This is a genomic window from Microbacterium aoyamense, from assembly GCF_023155855.1.
Taxonomy (GTDB): domain Bacteria; phylum Actinomycetota; class Actinomycetes; order Actinomycetales; family Microbacteriaceae; genus Microbacterium; species Microbacterium aoyamense.
Genome location: NZ_JAKNUT010000006.1, coordinates 71,627 through 86,329 on the forward strand (window position 1 = coordinate 71,627; position 14,703 = coordinate 86,329).

13 protein-coding genes are annotated in these 14,703 nt (G+C 69.5%); 4 read left to right on the forward strand and 9 right to left on the reverse strand.

The window, feature by feature from the left end:
• Positions 1-57 precede the first annotated feature (57 nt).
• Genes MA876_RS15230 through MA876_RS15245 form a run of 4 tightly spaced genes read right to left on the reverse strand, consistent with a single transcriptional unit; the run spans position 58 to position 5,246 of the window.
• Positions 58-1,848 carry an ABC-F family ATP-binding cassette domain-containing protein gene (locus MA876_RS15230; protein WP_248151339.1) on the reverse strand — a complete coding sequence of 597 codons (1,791 nt, stop codon included), beginning with the start codon at positions 1,846-1,848 and terminating at the stop codon, positions 58-60.
• 38 nt (positions 1,849-1,886) lie between these two features.
• Positions 1,887-3,197: a GNAT family N-acetyltransferase gene (locus tag MA876_RS15235; protein WP_248151342.1), complete on the reverse strand. Its 1,311-nt coding sequence runs from the start codon at positions 3,195-3,197 to the stop codon at positions 1,887-1,889.
• A 52-nt stretch (positions 3,198-3,249) separates the two neighbouring features.
• The gene (locus MA876_RS15240; protein ID WP_248151344.1) at positions 3,250-4,182 is read right to left on the reverse strand and encodes a 4-(cytidine 5'-diphospho)-2-C-methyl-D-erythritol kinase; all 933 of its coding nucleotides are present in this window, start codon (positions 4,180-4,182) and stop codon (positions 3,250-3,252) included.
• Positions 4,179-5,246 carry an aldo/keto reductase gene (locus MA876_RS15245; protein WP_248151346.1) on the reverse strand — a complete coding sequence of 356 codons (1,068 nt, stop codon included), beginning with the start codon at positions 5,244-5,246 and terminating at the stop codon, positions 4,179-4,181. The genes MA876_RS15240 and MA876_RS15245 overlap by 4 nt, the downstream gene beginning before the upstream one ends.
• Positions 5,247-5,435: 189 nt before the next feature.
• Here MA876_RS15245 and MA876_RS15250 point away from each other — a divergent pair, with 189 nt between their 5' ends.
• Positions 5,436-7,022 carry a stealth family protein gene (locus MA876_RS15250; RefSeq protein WP_248151348.1) on the forward strand — a complete coding sequence of 529 codons (1,587 nt, stop codon included), beginning with the start codon at positions 5,436-5,438 and terminating at the stop codon, positions 7,020-7,022.
• Here MA876_RS15250 and MA876_RS15255 read toward each other — a convergent pair.
• Together MA876_RS15255 and rsmA are read right to left on the reverse strand one after the other, a co-directional pair.
• A complete protein-coding gene (locus tag MA876_RS15255) occupies positions 6,970-7,887 on the reverse strand; it encodes a phosphodiesterase (RefSeq protein WP_248151349.1) in 918 nt (305 codons plus the stop codon). The genes MA876_RS15250 and MA876_RS15255 overlap by 53 nt on opposite strands.
• Positions 7,888-7,992: 105 nt before the next feature.
• The gene (gene rsmA / locus MA876_RS15260; protein WP_248151350.1) at positions 7,993-8,835 is read right to left on the reverse strand and encodes a 16S rRNA (adenine(1518)-N(6)/adenine(1519)-N(6))-dimethyltransferase RsmA; all 843 of its coding nucleotides are present in this window, start codon (positions 8,833-8,835) and stop codon (positions 7,993-7,995) included.
• A gap of 70 nt (positions 8,836-8,905) precedes the next feature.
• Between rsmA and MA876_RS15265 the strand changes: the two genes are divergently transcribed.
• The 3 genes from MA876_RS15265 to MA876_RS15270 are packed head-to-tail and all read left to right on the forward strand — an operon-like array spanning position 8,906 to position 11,845.
• A complete protein-coding gene (locus tag MA876_RS15265; protein WP_248151351.1) occupies positions 8,906-10,390 on the forward strand; it encodes a sugar porter family MFS transporter in 1,485 nt (494 codons plus the stop codon).
• A 10-nt stretch (positions 10,391-10,400) separates the two neighbouring features.
• Positions 10,401-10,523: a hypothetical protein gene (locus MA876_RS19125; RefSeq protein WP_275563253.1), complete on the forward strand. Its 123-nt coding sequence runs from the start codon at positions 10,401-10,403 to the stop codon at positions 10,521-10,523.
• Positions 10,524-10,549: 26 nt separating this feature from the next.
• Positions 10,550-11,845 carry an MFS transporter gene (locus MA876_RS15270; protein WP_248151352.1) on the forward strand — a complete coding sequence of 432 codons (1,296 nt, stop codon included), beginning with the start codon at positions 10,550-10,552 and terminating at the stop codon, positions 11,843-11,845.
• A 3-nt stretch (positions 11,846-11,848) separates the two neighbouring features.
• Here MA876_RS15270 and MA876_RS15275 read toward each other — a convergent pair whose 3' ends face one another.
• The 3 genes from MA876_RS15275 to metG form a co-directional block, all read right to left on the reverse strand.
• Positions 11,849-12,076 carry a hypothetical protein gene (locus MA876_RS15275; RefSeq protein ID WP_248151369.1) on the reverse strand — a complete coding sequence of 76 codons (228 nt, stop codon included), beginning with the start codon at positions 12,074-12,076 and terminating at the stop codon, positions 11,849-11,851.
• Complete coding sequence (locus MA876_RS15280) at positions 12,076-12,963, reverse strand: TatD family hydrolase (protein WP_248151379.1); 888 nt, start codon at positions 12,961-12,963, stop codon at positions 12,076-12,078. The genes MA876_RS15275 and MA876_RS15280 overlap by 1 nt, the downstream gene beginning before the upstream one ends.
• An 87-nt stretch (positions 12,964-13,050) precedes the next feature.
• Positions 13,051-14,619 (reverse strand): methionine--tRNA ligase, encoded by a 1,569-nt coding sequence (metG, locus tag MA876_RS15285; RefSeq protein WP_248151388.1) that lies wholly within the window; start codon positions 14,617-14,619, stop codon positions 13,051-13,053.
• Positions 14,620-14,703 lie beyond the last annotated feature (84 nt).

Below are 14,703 nucleotides of genomic sequence, written 5' to 3' on the forward strand. Positions count from 1 at the left end.
CAGACGGTCCCGCAACTCACCGTGATGGCTGGCGGTAAAGCCCACTGGCGCGCGCGGTCAGCCGATCTGCTCCGTGAGCTCGAACCAGCGCTCTTCGACGCCGTCGCGCTCGGCCTCCAGCGTGCCGATCCGCGCCATCTCCACGCCGATACCCGCGTAGTCGGACTGGTCATGGTCCGCGAGCGCCGTCTTCCCGTCGGCGATCTGCTTCTCGAGCTTCTCGAGCCGTCGTTCGAGCGCCGAAAGTTCCTTCTGCGCCGCGCGCAGGTCGGCTCCCGACAGACCCGGCGCCGAGACGGCGACAGAAGCCGGCGGCGCCGCCGGTGCATCCCGCTCCCGTGTCCGCAGACGCAGATACTCGTCGACGCCTCCGGGCAGGTGCCGCAGGTGTCCGCCGAGGATCGCGTACTGCTGATCGGTCACACGCTCGATGAAGTACCGGTCGTGCGAGACGACGAGAAGCGTGCCCGGCCACGTGTCGAGCAGGTCCTCCATCGCGGCGAGCATGTCGGTGTCGAGGTCGTTCGTCGGCTCGTCGAGGATGAGCACGTTCGGCTGCTCGAGCAGGATCATGAGCAGCTGCAGGCGACGCTTCTGGCCGCCCGAGAGGTCCTTGACGGGCGTCGAGAGCTGCGCGTTCGAGAACCCCATGCGCTCGAGCAGCTGGCCCGGGGTGAGCTCGGCCGCCTTCGACCCGGTGCCGAAGGTGTAGGTCGTGCGCAGCCCGGCGATCACGACCCGCACGGGATCGTTCAGATGGTCTTCGAGCTCGTCGAGACGCTGGGTGAGCGTCGCCACCTGCACGGTCTTGCCGCGCTTGACGCGACCCGACGTGGGTTCGACGGCGCCCGAGACGAGGCCCAGGAGGGTGGACTTCCCGGCGCCGTTGACGCCGAGGATGCCGGTGCGCTCCCCCGGAGCGATACGCCATTCGACGTCCTTCAGCACGGCGCGATCGCCGTACGACACCGACGTGTCGAGCAGGTCGACGACGTCCTTGCCGAGGCGCGTGACCGCGAGCGACTGGAGTTCGGTCTTGTCGCGGATCTCGGGCACGTCCGCGATGAGCGCGTTCGCCGCGTCGATGCGGAACTTGGGCTTCGACGTGCGCGCGGGCGCGCCACGGCGCAGCCACGCGAGCTCCTTGCGCGCGAGGTTCTGCCTGCGCGCCTCGATCGACGCGGCCTGGCGATCGCGCTCGACGCGCTGCAGGATGTACGCCGCGTATCCGCCCTCGAACGGCTCGACGATGCGGTCGTGCACCTCCCACGTCGTGTTGCACACCTCGTCGAGGAACCACCGGTCGTGCGTCACGACCAGCAGTCCGCCCTGATTCGCGGGCCAGCGCCGCTTGAGGTGCTCGGCGAGCCACGCGATCGCCTCGACGTCGAGGTGGTTGGTCGGCTCGTCGAGGAAGACGACGTCCCAGTCGTCGATGAGCAGGTGCGCGAGAGCGACGCGACGACGCTGACCACCGCTGAGGCCGGCGATCGGAGCATCCCACGGGATGTCGGACAGCAGTCCCGCGATGACGTCGCGCACGCGCGCCGACCCCGCCCACTCGTGCTGGGGCAGGTCGCCGACGACAGCTTCGCCGACCGTGCCCTCGTCGCCGATCGTGTCGGCTTGGTCGAGCACACCGACGCGCACGCCGCCGCGGACCGTCACGCGCCCACTGTCGGGCTCGAGGCGACCCGCGAGCATCGCGAGAAGGGACGACTTGCCGTCGCCGTTGCGGCCGACGACGCCGATGCGATCGCCCTCGTCGATGCCGAGGGAGACGCCGTCGAAGACGACGCGCGTGGGGAACTCGAGGTGCAGGGCTTCCGCCCCGAGAAGATGTGCCATGTCCCTACAAGGCTAGGCGAAAGGCTCAGCGACCCGGATCAGTACCAGATGCTCAAGCGCGGCGGCACGTGCCAGCCGAAGACACGGGATGCCGCGGCGACGTCGGTCGACGTGACTCTGCCCGCGGCGGCGAGCGTCGCGAGCGACACCCCGCCGAGGTACACGGCCGACAGTTCCTCGACGCCGAGCGCTACCTCGACCGCACCTGCCGGAGCCGCGCCGTCGAGCGGGACCACCGAACCGCTGCCCGCGGCATCCACCGTCAGCAGCCACCGGCCCTGCGCGAAGCCGAGCGAGTCGGTCACGTCGAGCGCGAGCACGCCCGAGGCGCCGAATGTGCGGGCTTCGAGCGCAACCGGCACATCCAGGATGCGCACGTACTGGTGATCGGTCACCGTCACCGTCGCGGCGCGCTGGTCGGCGATCATCCACAGCAGCGGCTCGGCGACCGACTGGAGGATCGCGTTCACCTCGCCGATGAGGTCGAGCTCGAGCAGGAACCGCCACAGTGCCGCGTACGCGTCGTCGGTCTCGGCGACGAGGTACGAGACGGTCACGGTCGACTTCGTGAAGTCCTCGTCGTTCTCGCGCACGCGATAGACCGCGACGCCGCGCGCGACACCGTCGACATCGGCGTATCGGATCGCGCGCCGCGCTCCGGGGTTCTCGGAGTCGGGGCGCGTGCCGGCGAAGCCGTCCCACCACGCCGGGTCGAGCTCGATCTCGCCGGCGTACCGGTCACGCGTGCGGGGATGCACCTGCTCCAGGAGTTCGCGCGCGGCCTCGCGAGGCACGAAATCGATGCGCCCGCCCGGGCGCGGTCCGATCCACCCGGCGCGCTTCGTCTCGATCTTCCACGTGGCCGCGGCAGCCGCCGGAGCGAAGCCGTAGCGCCCGTAGAGCGTCGACTCGCTGACAGTCAGCATCGCCATGGGGACGCCCGCGGCCGCGGCGGCGCGCAGCTCGCCCTCGAGCATCGCGCGCGCGACGCCCCGGCGGCGGTGCGTCGGTGCGACCGTGACGGCCGAGATCGCACAGGACGGGATGCTCGAACCGCCGGGCACCGTCAGGCCGGCGATCCACGAGGCGATCGATGCGACGGGCAGATCGGCCATCGGCCCGGAAGCGTCGTACACACCCGTCGTGCGCCGATACCCGCTGCGCTCGCGAATGGCGGCGATCTGCTCATCCGTGTGCTCCGACCCGAGGAACCCGCGAGCGACGGCCTGCAGCCATCGCGCGTAGTCGTCGGACGCCACGTCGACGAGCCGGTAGTCGAGCCCGCGGTCTGCGAGACGCGACCGGGAGGTCTCGTCGACGGGCGCGGTGCGGAAGGCGTCGGAGCTCATGGCGAAAGCCTACGGAAGCGAGCCGACACCGGCATCCGTGTTCACGCGTGGATCATGACGTCAGGATGCGGGCGCCCGCAACGGGTCCGTGCACATGCAGCGCCTCGTACCCCTCCGCGGACAGCGTCACCTGCAGATCGAGGGCCGACTCGGGGTCCGCCGCGAGGAACGCGATCGTCGGGCCCGAGCCCGACACGATCCCGGCGAGCGCCGACGGACGGGCGTCGCCGCGCTCGAGCAGCTCGCGCAGATCTGGTCGCATCGACAGCGCGGCCGTCTGCAGATCGTTGCGCAGCGCCTCGGCGAGCCTCACGGGATCCCCCGCGCGCAGAGCGTGCAGCACGCCCGGGTCGACGTCGGGCGTGCTGCCGACGGGACGGATGTCGTGATGCGAACGCAGCTCGTCGAGATGCGCGTACACGGCGGGCGTCGAGAGCCCCTCGTCGGACGGCACGATGACCCAGTCGAAGCGCCCCTTCGCGAGCGCGGGGCTCAGCTGATCGCCGCGGCCCGTGCCGATCGCCGTCCCGCCCAGGAGCGCGAACGGCACGTCGGCGCCCAGCCGCGCCGCGAGGCGATGCAGCTCGGCCGAGCCGAGCTCGGTGCCCCACAGCGCATCGCACGCGACGAGCGCCGCCGCGGCATCCGCGGACCCTCCGCCCATACCGCCCGCGACGGGCACGTGCTTGACGATGTCGAGGTGCACCCCGCCCGGGTAGCCCGCCTTCTTCGCGACGAGCCGTGCCGCGCGCAGCGCGAGATTGCGGTCGTCGGCCGGCACGCCGGACACATCGACCGTGCCCGACACCGCGATCGTGAAGTCGTCGGAGTGGGTCGCCCACACGTCCTCGTACAGCGACACGGCCTGGTAGGCCGAAGCGACATCGTGGTACCCGTCATCCTGAACCCCGCCCACCTCGAAGAAGAGATTGAGCTTTCCGGGCGCGCGCACGTGCACGCGAGAGGCGACGAGTGGCTGACTCACTGCTGCGCCGACTCCGCCCAGAGGTCGACGTCGATGCCGTCCGAGAGGGCGTCGATGCGCTCGAGCTCCTCGGTCGTGAATGCCGGCCCGTCGAGCGCGGCGATGTTCTCGTCGAGCTGCTCCGTGCGGGACGCCCCGATGAGAGCGGACGTGACCACCGGGTCGCGCAGGACCCACTGGATCGCCAGCTGAGCGAGCGACTGGCCGCGCTCCTTCGCGATGACATCGAGGCCGCGGAGGGTCGCCAGGCCCTTCTCGGACAGCGCCTCCTGCGGCAGCGAGGAGCGCTTCTGTGCGCGCGACGCCGTGCCGTCGCCGAGGTACTTGTCGGTGAGCAGGCCCTGCGCGAGCGGCGTGAAGGCGATCGCGCCGAGGCCCTCCTGCTTCAGCACCCCCGTGAGGCCGTCTTCGACCCAGCGGTTGAGGATCGAGTACGCGGGCTGATGGATGACGAGGGGCGTGCCCAGGCTGCGCGCGATCGCTGCGGCCTCGGCCGTGCGCTCGGCCGAATACGACGAGATGCCGACGTAGAGCGCCTTGCCCTGCCGAACGAGCGTGTCGAGAGCCCCGATGGTCTCCTCGACCGGGGCGACGGGGTCGAACCGGTGCGAGTAGAAGATGTCGACGTACTCGAGCCCCATGCGCTGCAGCGACTGCTCGGCGCTCGAGAGGACGTACTTGCGCGAACCGAACTCGCCGTACGGGCCGGGCCACATGTCCCACCCCGCCTTCGACGAGATGACGAGCTCGTCGCGGTACGGGCGGAAGTCCTCGGCGAAGATGCGTCCGAAGTTCTTCTCGGCCGAGCCGTAGGGCGGGCCGTAGTTGTTGGCGAGGTCGAAGTGCGTGATGCCCTTGTCGAACGCATGGCGCAGGAGCGCGCGCTGGCTGTCGATCGGGAAGTTGTCACCGAAGTTCCACCAGAGGCCCAGCGACAGAGGCGGCAGATGGAGACCGGATGCCCCGACCTGGCGATACTCCGCGATGCGATAGCGGTCCTCAGCGGCCACGTACGGGCGGTGGGTGTCGGGCATGTCGGTACGGAACCGGGGCGCATCGCTCATGCGTCCACGCTAGCGCGCACGCCGGGTGCCGCGCAGGCCGGAGTGCCGCCGCGACTGCACGGGCTGAAGGCGGTGTCAAGGGTCGCCGAACGAAACCTCCGGGAAACGATGATCGCCTAGTGTGACGTGACCGGAGCCCCCGCCGGCAGAGCCAACGCTCGCGCCACAAGGCATCCGCCGAGGAGGAACATGTCGACGATCGCCGCGCTGCCCGCGTCCGGACCCAGCTGGACGGATCTGCTGCTGCGCGCCGACACGGTCCTGGACGACGGCGTCATCCATCTCGTCCACGACACGGTGACGCCCGACGAGGCACGCACGGCGGATCTGCTGCTCGTGGCGGATGCGCTCGAGAGCGCGGGCATCGCCGTGACTCTCGTGCGGAACGACGCTCGCCTCGACGCGCTCGCGGTCGACGTCGCACAGCGTCGTCTCGCGATGGCGGCCCTCGCCGCGCTCGGCGAGCACGAGCCGGTCTACGTCAAAGCCAAGCGGCGCCCGCCCGTGCCCGCGCCGGAAGCACCGGAGCCGGGCGCCGACCCGACGGCGCTGCGGGTGTACCGCCCGCGCGTGAGCCGCAGCGGGACCCTGCGCTACGGCTCATCGACCGGCGCGCGTCTGGAGTTCTGGCGTTTCGGGGAACAGCTCGTCGAGGCACCCGCCGACAACGCTCTGATGAGGCGCCGGACGGCGACCGCCGATCTCGCGTGGACGCGCGTGGAGCGCCATGGGCGCTCATGGCGCACGATCGCGGGCATGTTCGACCCGCAGCCGCACGAGTTCACCGAGCCCGTCGACCTCGTCTTCTCGTGGGTCGACGGCTCGTCGAGCGACTTCCAGCGTCAGCGGGCGGCCCAGCTCGAACAGTACGTCGTGGGCGAGGGGGATGCCGGACCCGCCCGGTATCGGCACGTCGACGAACTGCGCTACGCGCTGCGCAGCGTGCACCTGCACGCGCCGTGGGTCAGGCGCATCTTCATCGCGACCGATTCGCCCGCGCCGTCGTGGCTGCTCGACCATCCGAAGGTCACGATCGTGCGCAGCGAGGAGTTCTTCGCCGACACCTCGACGCTGCCCACGCACAACTCGCACGCCGTCGAAGCGCAGCTGCACCGCATTCCCGGGCTCGCCGAGCACTTCATCTATTCGAACGACGACATGTTCTTCGGGCGTGCCGTCGACCCCGAGCTCTTCTTCACGCCGTCGGGCATCACGAAGTTCGTCGAGAGCGGGGTCCGCATCGGCGTCGGCGACACGACGCCTGCCAGGAGCGGCCACGACAACGGCCTCCGGGTGAACCGTGCGCTCCTGCGCGAGCGGTTCGGACGAACGATCGCACGCGATCTCGAGCACTGCGCGACACCGCTGCGGCGCAGCGTCATGGCCGAGCTCGAGCAGACGTTCCCCGACGACTTCGCGCGGACCGCGGCATCCCGCTTCCGCTCGTCGACCGACATCTCGGTGACCAACAGCCTCTACCACTACTACGCCGTGATGACGGGCCGCGCGGTCGCCACGAGAGAGCCGCGCACGCGCTACGTGCAGACCACGATGACGTCGGGGCTGCGGAAGATGGCACGGATCGCAGCACGCCCCGACGTCGACATGTTCTGCCTCAACGACGGCGGCGAGACCGAGGTGCCCGAGACCGTGCGCGTGCGCACGCTGCGCGACACCCTCGAGCGCATGTTCCCCGTCCGCGCCCCGTGGGAGCGCGACGAGGTCAGCGAAGCACAGCGATCGGCGCGGTCGGCGCATCCCGCCGGTCGGCGCTGAACGGAGCGATGCCGGCCGCCTCGAGGCGGCGACGCGCTTCGTCGGCGTCGATGTGCTCGAGGACGTTCGGCGCATCCACGGGAACGACCGAGTGGACGATCGTGTCGTCGTACACGTGGATGAGGTTGAAGGCGTGCGCGCCGTCCTGCGGTCGGGTACCGCCGACGGGCACCGTGAGGTCCTGCGCGTAGCAGGTGGACGAGGCGACCGAGACCGGGATGCCGGCGAACGACGCGAACGTCGAATAGTGCAGGTGGCCCGCGATGATCGCCCGCACATCGGTGCCCCGCAGGACTGCGGCGAGCCGCCGCTGGTCGCGCAGCTCGACGCTGGCTGCGAGCGGTAGGACGGCGGGCACGGGCGGGTGGTGCATCGCGAGGATCGTGCCGAGGGGTGCGGGCGTCTCCAGGATGCCGGCGAGCCACGCGAGCTGGGCATCCGAGACCTCGCCGTGGTGATGGCCGGGGACGCTGGTGTCGAGAGTGACGATGCGGAGGCCGTCGAGTTCGTCCACGCGGTCGATCGGGTCGACCTCGGGTGACGCGTCGAGCAGGTGCGTCCGGAACTGCGCGCGATCGTCGTGATTGCCCATGACCCAGAGGACCCGCGCGCCGAGGGCGGCCGCGAACGGCTCGACGAGAGTGCGCAGATCGCGGTACGCCTGGGCCTCGCCGAGGTCGGTGAGATCCCCCGTCACCACGATCGCGTCCGGGCGCACACCGCTGTCGACGATGACGTCGAGCGTGCGCGCCAGACGAGCGGTGCCGTCGACGGAGTCGAAGAGCTGCGGGCCGGGTGCTCGCAGATGGGTGTCGCTGAGGTGGAGCAGAACCCGCTCGGGGGCGGGATACTCTGCGGGGCGCATGACGTCACTCCTCGCCCCGTGGTCGGCGAGGCTCGCGGAAATGTTACAGGCATGTTTCGTGATCTGTGGATCACGGCGCGGTGAACGTTGGGCGAACGGGTCCTGTCAGAGCACGCCGGCGATGCGGGCGAAGTCGTCGATCGAGAGCTCCTCGCCGCGCGCCGTCGGCGCGACGCCGGCGGATTCGAGGACGCCGGATGCCTCGGCGGACGACCCGCCGAGGACCGTCGACAGCGCCTGACGGAGCATCTTGCGTCGCTGCTGGAATGCGGCATCCACGATCCGGAACGTCGCGAGCCGTTCCTCCTCGGTCCCTCGCGGCACGGCGTCGCGCTCGAACGCGACGAGGACGCTGTCGACGTTGGGCACCGGCCAGAACACCTGGCGCGACACCGTGCCGGCGAGCCGCCACTGCCCGTACCATGCGGCCTTCGCGCTCGGCGCGCCGTACGTCTTCGATCCCGGCGGGGCCGCGAGCCGCTCCCCCACTTCGGCCTGCACCATGACGACGCCGCGCTGGATGCCGGGGAAGCTCTCCATGAAGTGCAGGAGCACCGGCACGCTCACGTTGTACGGAAGATTCGCGACGAGCACCTGGGGATCGCCGGGCAGCTCCGTGACGCGCAGGGCGTCGGCATCCACCACCGTCAACGCACCCTCAGGCACGCCGTGCGCCGTCGCCGTCGACGGAAGACGCTCGGCGAGGCGGTGGTCGATCTCGACGGCGGTGACGGATGCTCCGGCCTCGAGGATCGCGAGCGTCAGCGATCCGAGTCCGGGGCCGACTTCGACGACCCGATCACCCGGCTCGATGCGGGCCGTGTGCACGATCTTGCGCACGGTGTTCGCGTCGACGACGAAGTTCTGCCCGAGCTTCTTCGTCGGGGTGACATCGAGCTCTGCGGCCAGCGCGCGGATCTCCGAGGCGCCGAGAAGGGTCACGGGCATGCGTACACCCTAGCGAGCGTCCTTCGAAAGACCTCCCCGCGAAGGCCCGGGGAGCGATAGCGTGACGACTATGAGCACGCCAGACTCGATCCCCACCGGCTCCTTCTCGCTGAAGAGCCCCTACGGGAAGCGGGCCATCGGGCTCGCCGTCGCCGCCGCCGTCGGCGGATTCCTCTTCGGCTTCGACTCGTCGGTCATCAATGGCGCCGTCGACTCGATCGACCAGAACTTCGAGCTCGGCAGCGTCCTGACCGGCTTCGTCGTGGCCGTCGCGCTGCTCGGCTGCGCCGTGGGTGCCGTGCTCGCCGGCAACCTCTCCGACCGCTGGGGGCGGCTCAAGGTCATGATGCTCGGATCGGGGCTCTTCCTCGTGAGCTCGATCGGCGCCGGCCTCACCTTCAGTGTTCCGGACCTGATCCTGTGGCGCGTGCTCGGTGGCCTCGGCATCGGCATCGCGTCGGTCGTCGCGCCCGCCTACATCGCCGAGATCGCGCCACGGCAGATCCGCGGCGGTCTGGCATCCCTCCAGCAGCTCGCGATCACGCTCGGCATCTTCGTGGCGCTGCTGAGCGACGCCCTGCTCGCCTGGGGCGCGGGCGGCGCGTCGCAGGACCTCTGGCTGGGGCTGGAGGCATGGCGGTGGATGTTCCTCGTCGGCGTGATCCCGGCCGCGGTGTACGGCATCCTCGCCTTCACGATGCCCGAGTCCCCGCGGTATCTCATCGCGAAGGGCCGGGTGGAAGAGGCGAAAGTCATCTTCGCGACGCTCGTGCCCCCCGCCGATCTCGACAAGACCGTCAACGAACTCGTCCACACGATCGACGAGGACCGCAAGAACGCCGGCGTCTCGCTCAAGGGACCGGTGTTCGGACTTCAGGGGATCGTGTGGGTCGGCATCATCCTGTCGGTGTTCCAGCAGTTCGTCGGCATCAACGTGATCTTCTACTACTCCACGAGCCTCTGGCAGTCGGTCGGGTTCCCCGAATCCGCATCCCTCGGGATCAGCGTCGTCACCTCGATCACGAACGTCCTCGTGACGCTCATCGCGATCTTCCTCGTCGACCGCGTCGGGAGAAAGCCGATCCTGCTGACGGGATCGGTCATCATGACGCTGTCGCTCGCCGCGATGGCCGTGTGCTTCATGTTCTCGACGACGGACGCCGAGGGAGCGGTCTCGCTGCCGGCGCCGTGGGGACCCGTCGCGCTCGTCGCGGCCAACCTGTTCGTCATCGGCTTCGGCGCCTCGTGGGGGCCGCTCGTCTGGGTGCTGCTGGGAGAGATCTTCCCGAGTCGCATCCGCGGCAAGGCGCTCGGTGTCGCCGCGGGCGCGCAGTGGCTGGCGAACTTCCTCATCACGGTCTCGTTCCCCGCCATGTCGGCGTGGTCCCTCCCGCTCACGTACGGCATGTACGCCGCGTTCGCCGCCCTGTCGTTCATCTACGTCGCGTGGAAGATCCCCGAGACCAAGGGCATGGACATCGAGCAGACCGAGACGCTGTTCACCAAGAAGGACGCCTACAAGCATCGGGATGCCGCGCCCCCGGCAGCCTCCTAGGATCAGACGCATGACGAACAACTCGAAGTCGCACGAGAAGATCCGCGAAGAGCGCGAAGCCGCTCAGAAGGAGAAGGACCGGCTCGAAGCGGCCGAGGAGCGTCGCCTCGACGACGAGGACCGCGCGGAGTAGTCCCACCCCCGTCCTAGGATGACGGGATGCCCTCCCTCGGCGAACTGATCGCACCACGCCGCCTCGGGAGGGATTTCCGCTGGCTCCTCGCGTCGTCGTGGACGAGCAACCTCGGCGACGGCATCGCCCTGTCGGCCGCTCCCCTGCTGATCGCATCGCTGACGTCATCGCCGATCCTCGTCGCATCCGGCGCGATGATGCAGTTCCTGCCGTGGCTGTTGTTCGGCCTGCTCGCGGGCTCGGTCGCCGACCATCACGACCGGCGGCGTCTGGTCATGATCGCGAACGCCCTGCGCGCCGTCGTGGTGACGGCTCTGGTCGTTTTCCTCGTCACCGGCCACGTCACGGTGTGGATCGTGCTGGCGGCGGCGTTCCTCTACGGCACCGCTGAGGTCTTCGCGGACTCGGCCGGGTCCACGCTGCTGCCGATGCTCGTCCGGCCCGTCGATCTCGGCGTCGGCAACGCGCGCCTGCAGGCTGGATTCCTCGTCGGCAATCAGCTCGCCGGTCCGCCGCTGGGTGCCTTCCTCTTCGCGGTCGGCACGTTCATCCCGTTCCTCGTGCAGATCCTGTGTGTGAGCCTCGCCGTCATCCTGATCTCCCGCATCGCCCGCACACCGGTGCCGGAGCAGGAGGAGCGCCTCGACGGCGCGAAGCCGCACCCGATCCGCGAGGGCCTGCGATGGCTGCGGCACAACGCGCCGGTGCGCACCCTCGTGATCATCATCCTGGTCTTCAACGTGACATGGGCGGCTCCCTGGGGCGTTCTCGTGCTGTACGCGACCGAGCATCTGCAGATGGGCGTCGTCGGCTACGGCGCCCTGACGACGGCATCCGCCCTCGGGGGCCTCGTCGCGACGGGATGCTTCGGCTTCCTCGAACGCCACGTGTCGTTCGCGACGCTCATGCGCGTGTGCCTGTCGCTCGAGGTGCTCATGCACCTGGGGTTCGCCCTCACGACGTCGCCCATCGTCGCGTTCGTCATCATGTTCGGCTTCGGCGCCTACGCGTTCGTCTGGGGCACGATCTCGACGACCGTGCGCCAGCGTCTCGTGCCGCTGCACCTGCAGGGCCGCATCGCGTCGGTCAACATGGTCGGCGTCTTCGGCGGCCTCGTGATCGGTCAGCTGCTGGGCGGCCTCATCGCGCAGGCGTGGGGCCTCACGGCGCCCTGGTGGTTCGCGTTCGCCGGGTCCGCTGTCACGCTCGCGCTCGTGTGGCGGTCGATCTCGCACATCGCGGCGGCCAAGCCCGTGATCTCGGATGACGAGACCGAGGCCGGCTCGGAGCCCGGCGAGGGTGGCATGCCCTCTCGGGATTGACGATCAGACCTCGCCGCGGCGGCGCTTGAGTCCGTGCGGAACCCACTTCCACTGCGTCGCGGGACCGTCGGTCTGCCTCACCGTATAGCGACGCGCGCACGACGCGCACACCAGTTCGTAGGTCATGTCCCAGCCGGGTTCGCTCGTCGAGAGGATGCGGACGGTGCCGGCATCCTGCTCCTTCGTCGGCTCTCGATTCGAGCCGGGAAGGGCCTCACAGCGGCACGCCATCAGTCGAACGATCCGTACACGGCGAGCGTATTGGCCGCGAGCTGGGCGCAGAACTCGTCGAGATCGGCACCGAGCTCTTCAGCCATGAACCGCACCGTCACCGGGATCAGGTACGGCGCGTTGGGGCGACCGCGATGCGGCGTGGGGGTCAGGAACGGGGCATCCGTCTCGACCAGGATCCGCTCGCGCGGCGTCACGGCGAGCGCGTCACGCAGGTTCTGCGCGTTCTTGAACGTCACGTTGCCCGCGAAGCTCAGCCAGTAGCCGCGCTCGGCGGCGATCCGAGCCATGCCTTCGTCGCCCGAGAAGCAGTGGAACACAGTCCGCTCGGGTGCTCCGACGCGCTCGAGAGTCTCGAGCACGGCATCGTGCGCGTCGCGGTCGTGGATCTGCATCGCGATCGCGTGCTTCTTCGCGAGATCGATGTGCGCCTCGAAGCTCTCGAACTGCGCCGGCAGGCCGCCCTCGTCGGTGCGGAAGAAGTCGAGCCCCGTCTCGCCGATCGCCCGCACGCGCGGCTGCGCCGCGAGCTCGTCGATCACTGCGATCGCTTCGCCGAGACGGCCGGCCGCGGCGTACGCCGGTGCCTCGTTCGGATGGATCGCCACCGCCGCGAGCACGCGGGGATGGGATGCCGCGGCCCACGCCGACCAGCGACTCGACTCGATGTCGCCCCCCGCCTGCACGACGCCGATGACGCCGACCTCGCCGGCGCGCTGAAGCTGCTCGTCGAGCGAGAGCCCGACTTCACCGTCTTCGATCTCGAGATGCGCGTGATTGTCGTACACGGGCACCGCGAGCGGCTCGGGCGCCGCCGGCCAGCGCACGTCGCCGCGGCCCTCGTGCGACCGCGACCGCACGTACTGCGACGGGTCTGACTCAGTCATCCGTGTCCCACTTTCCCTCGGAATCGACCCCGCGAACCGAGGCGAAGTGGGACACGTTGCCGAGAAAGTGGGACATGGATGCGCGGGTCAGACCGACTGCTCGACGCGCGGGAAGAGCGGGGCGAGGCCGTTGACGGACGAACCCGGCTGCAGCACGCCCCATCCGCCGGCGTCCCGGAGCGGCTGGTCGACGAGGCGCCCGGAAACCCCGAGGGCGACCCACAGCTTCTCGGTCGCGACCGGCATGACCGGCGACAGCAGCACGGCGAGAGCCCGAAGACCTTCGGCCGCCGTGTAGAGCACGGTGCCCAGTCGCGCTCGCTGCGCGTCGTCCTTCGCGAGCGCCCACGGCTCGTTCTCGGTGATGTAGAGGTTCAGGTCGTCGACGATGGTCCAGATCGCCGAGATCGCCTCGTCGATGCGGAAGCGCTCGATCGCGGCATCCGCGTTCGCCGCGGCATCCTTCACGATCTTCTGCACCGCGAGGTCGCGCTCGGTGTACTCGGCCGGCGGGGGCACGATGCCCTCGAAGTACCGCTCGATCATCGCCGTCGTGCGCGACGCGAGGTTGCCGAAGCCGTTCGCGAGCTCGGCCTGGTAGCGCGCCGAGAGGTCCTCCCACGAGAACGAGCCGTCCTGACCGAACGCGATCGCCGAGAGGAAGTAGAACCGGTACGCGTCCGAGCCGAACACGTCGGTGATCTCGGTCGGCGCGATGCCCGTGAGCTTCGACTTCGACATCTTCTCGCCGCCCACGAGCAGCCAGCCGTGCGCGAAGACGCCGCGCGGCACCTCGAGCCCGGCGGCCATCAGCATCGCGGGCCAGATGACGGCGTGGAAGCGCAGGATGTCCTTGCCGACGATGTGGAACGCGGGCCAGCGGCGCGCGAACTCGTCGGGATCGGCGCCGTACCCCACGGCCGTGGCGTAGTTCAGCAGCGCGTCGACCCACACGTAGATGACGTGGCTCTCATCCCAGGGCACCGTGATGCCCCAGTCGAACGCCGAGCGCGAGATCGAGAGATCCTTGAGGCCGTTCTTCACGAACGAGACGACCTCGTTGCGCGCCGAGTCGGGACGGATGAAGTCCGGAACGCTCGAGTAGAGCTCGATCAGCTTGTCCTGGAACTCCGAGAGCTTGAAGAAGTAGTTCTTCTCCTGCAGGAGCTCGAGCGGCTTCGAGTGGATCGCGCAGACCTTGAGCCCCTCGAACGCCCCGGTGCCGTCGACGATCTCGGACTCGGGCTTGAACTCCTCGCAGCCCACGCAGTACAGCGCTTCGTACTCGCCCGCGTAGATGTAGCCGCGGTCGTAGATCGCCTGCACGAATTGCTTGACGCGCTCCTCGTGGCGCGGCTGCGTCGTGCGGATGAAGTCGTCGTTGGCGACATCGAGCGTCCTCAGAAGCGGGAACCACGCTTCGGTCACGAGCTTGTCGACCCACTCCTGCGGCGTCACGCCGTTCGCCGAGGCCGCGCGGAGCATCTTCTGGCCGTGCTCGTCGGTGCCCGTCAGCATCCAGGTGTCGTCGCCCGCCTGGCGGTGCCAGCGCGCGAGCGTGTCGACCGCCACGGTCGTGTAGCCGTGGCCGATGTGGGGCACGTCGCTCGGATAGTAGATCGGCGTCGTGATGTAGAAGCTGCGGCCTTGTGTCACTCGTGAATTCTAGTTCGGGTGGATGCCGCGACCGGCCGTGTGACGCGGGGCCCCGCTGACAGGGCTGAAAGCGATGGGAACGTC

Bases quoted from the DNA above. Each gene is read 5' to 3' on its own strand.
- MA876_RS15230 (WP_248151339.1), bottom strand. From the start codon at position 1,848: ATGGCACATCTTCTCGGGGCGGAAGCCCTGCACCTCGAGTTCCCCACG.
- MA876_RS15235 (WP_248151342.1), bottom strand. From the start codon at position 3,197: ATGAGCTCCGACGCCTTCCGCACCGCGCCCGTCGACGAGACCTCCCGG.
- MA876_RS15245 (WP_248151346.1), bottom strand. From the start codon at position 5,246: ATGAGCGATGCGCCCCGGTTCCGTACCGACATGCCCGACACCCACCGC.
- MA876_RS15250 (WP_248151348.1), top strand. From the start codon at position 5,436: ATGTCGACGATCGCCGCGCTGCCCGCGTCCGGACCCAGCTGGACGGAT.
- MA876_RS15255 (WP_248151349.1), bottom strand. From the start codon at position 7,887: ATGCGCCCCGCAGAGTATCCCGCCCCCGAGCGGGTTCTGCTCCACCTC.
- rsmA (WP_248151350.1), bottom strand. From the start codon at position 8,835: ATGCCCGTGACCCTTCTCGGCGCCTCGGAGATCCGCGCGCTGGCCGCA.
- MA876_RS15265 (WP_248151351.1), top strand. From the start codon at position 8,906: ATGAGCACGCCAGACTCGATCCCCACCGGCTCCTTCTCGCTGAAGAGC.
- MA876_RS19125 (WP_275563253.1), top strand. From the start codon at position 10,401: ATGACGAACAACTCGAAGTCGCACGAGAAGATCCGCGAAGAGCGCGAA.
- MA876_RS15270 (WP_248151352.1), top strand. From the start codon at position 10,550: ATGCCCTCCCTCGGCGAACTGATCGCACCACGCCGCCTCGGGAGGGAT.
- MA876_RS15275 (WP_248151369.1), bottom strand. From the start codon at position 12,076: ATGGCGTGCCGCTGTGAGGCCCTTCCCGGCTCGAATCGAGAGCCGACG.
- MA876_RS15280 (WP_248151379.1), bottom strand. From the start codon at position 12,963: ATGACTGAGTCAGACCCGTCGCAGTACGTGCGGTCGCGGTCGCACGAG.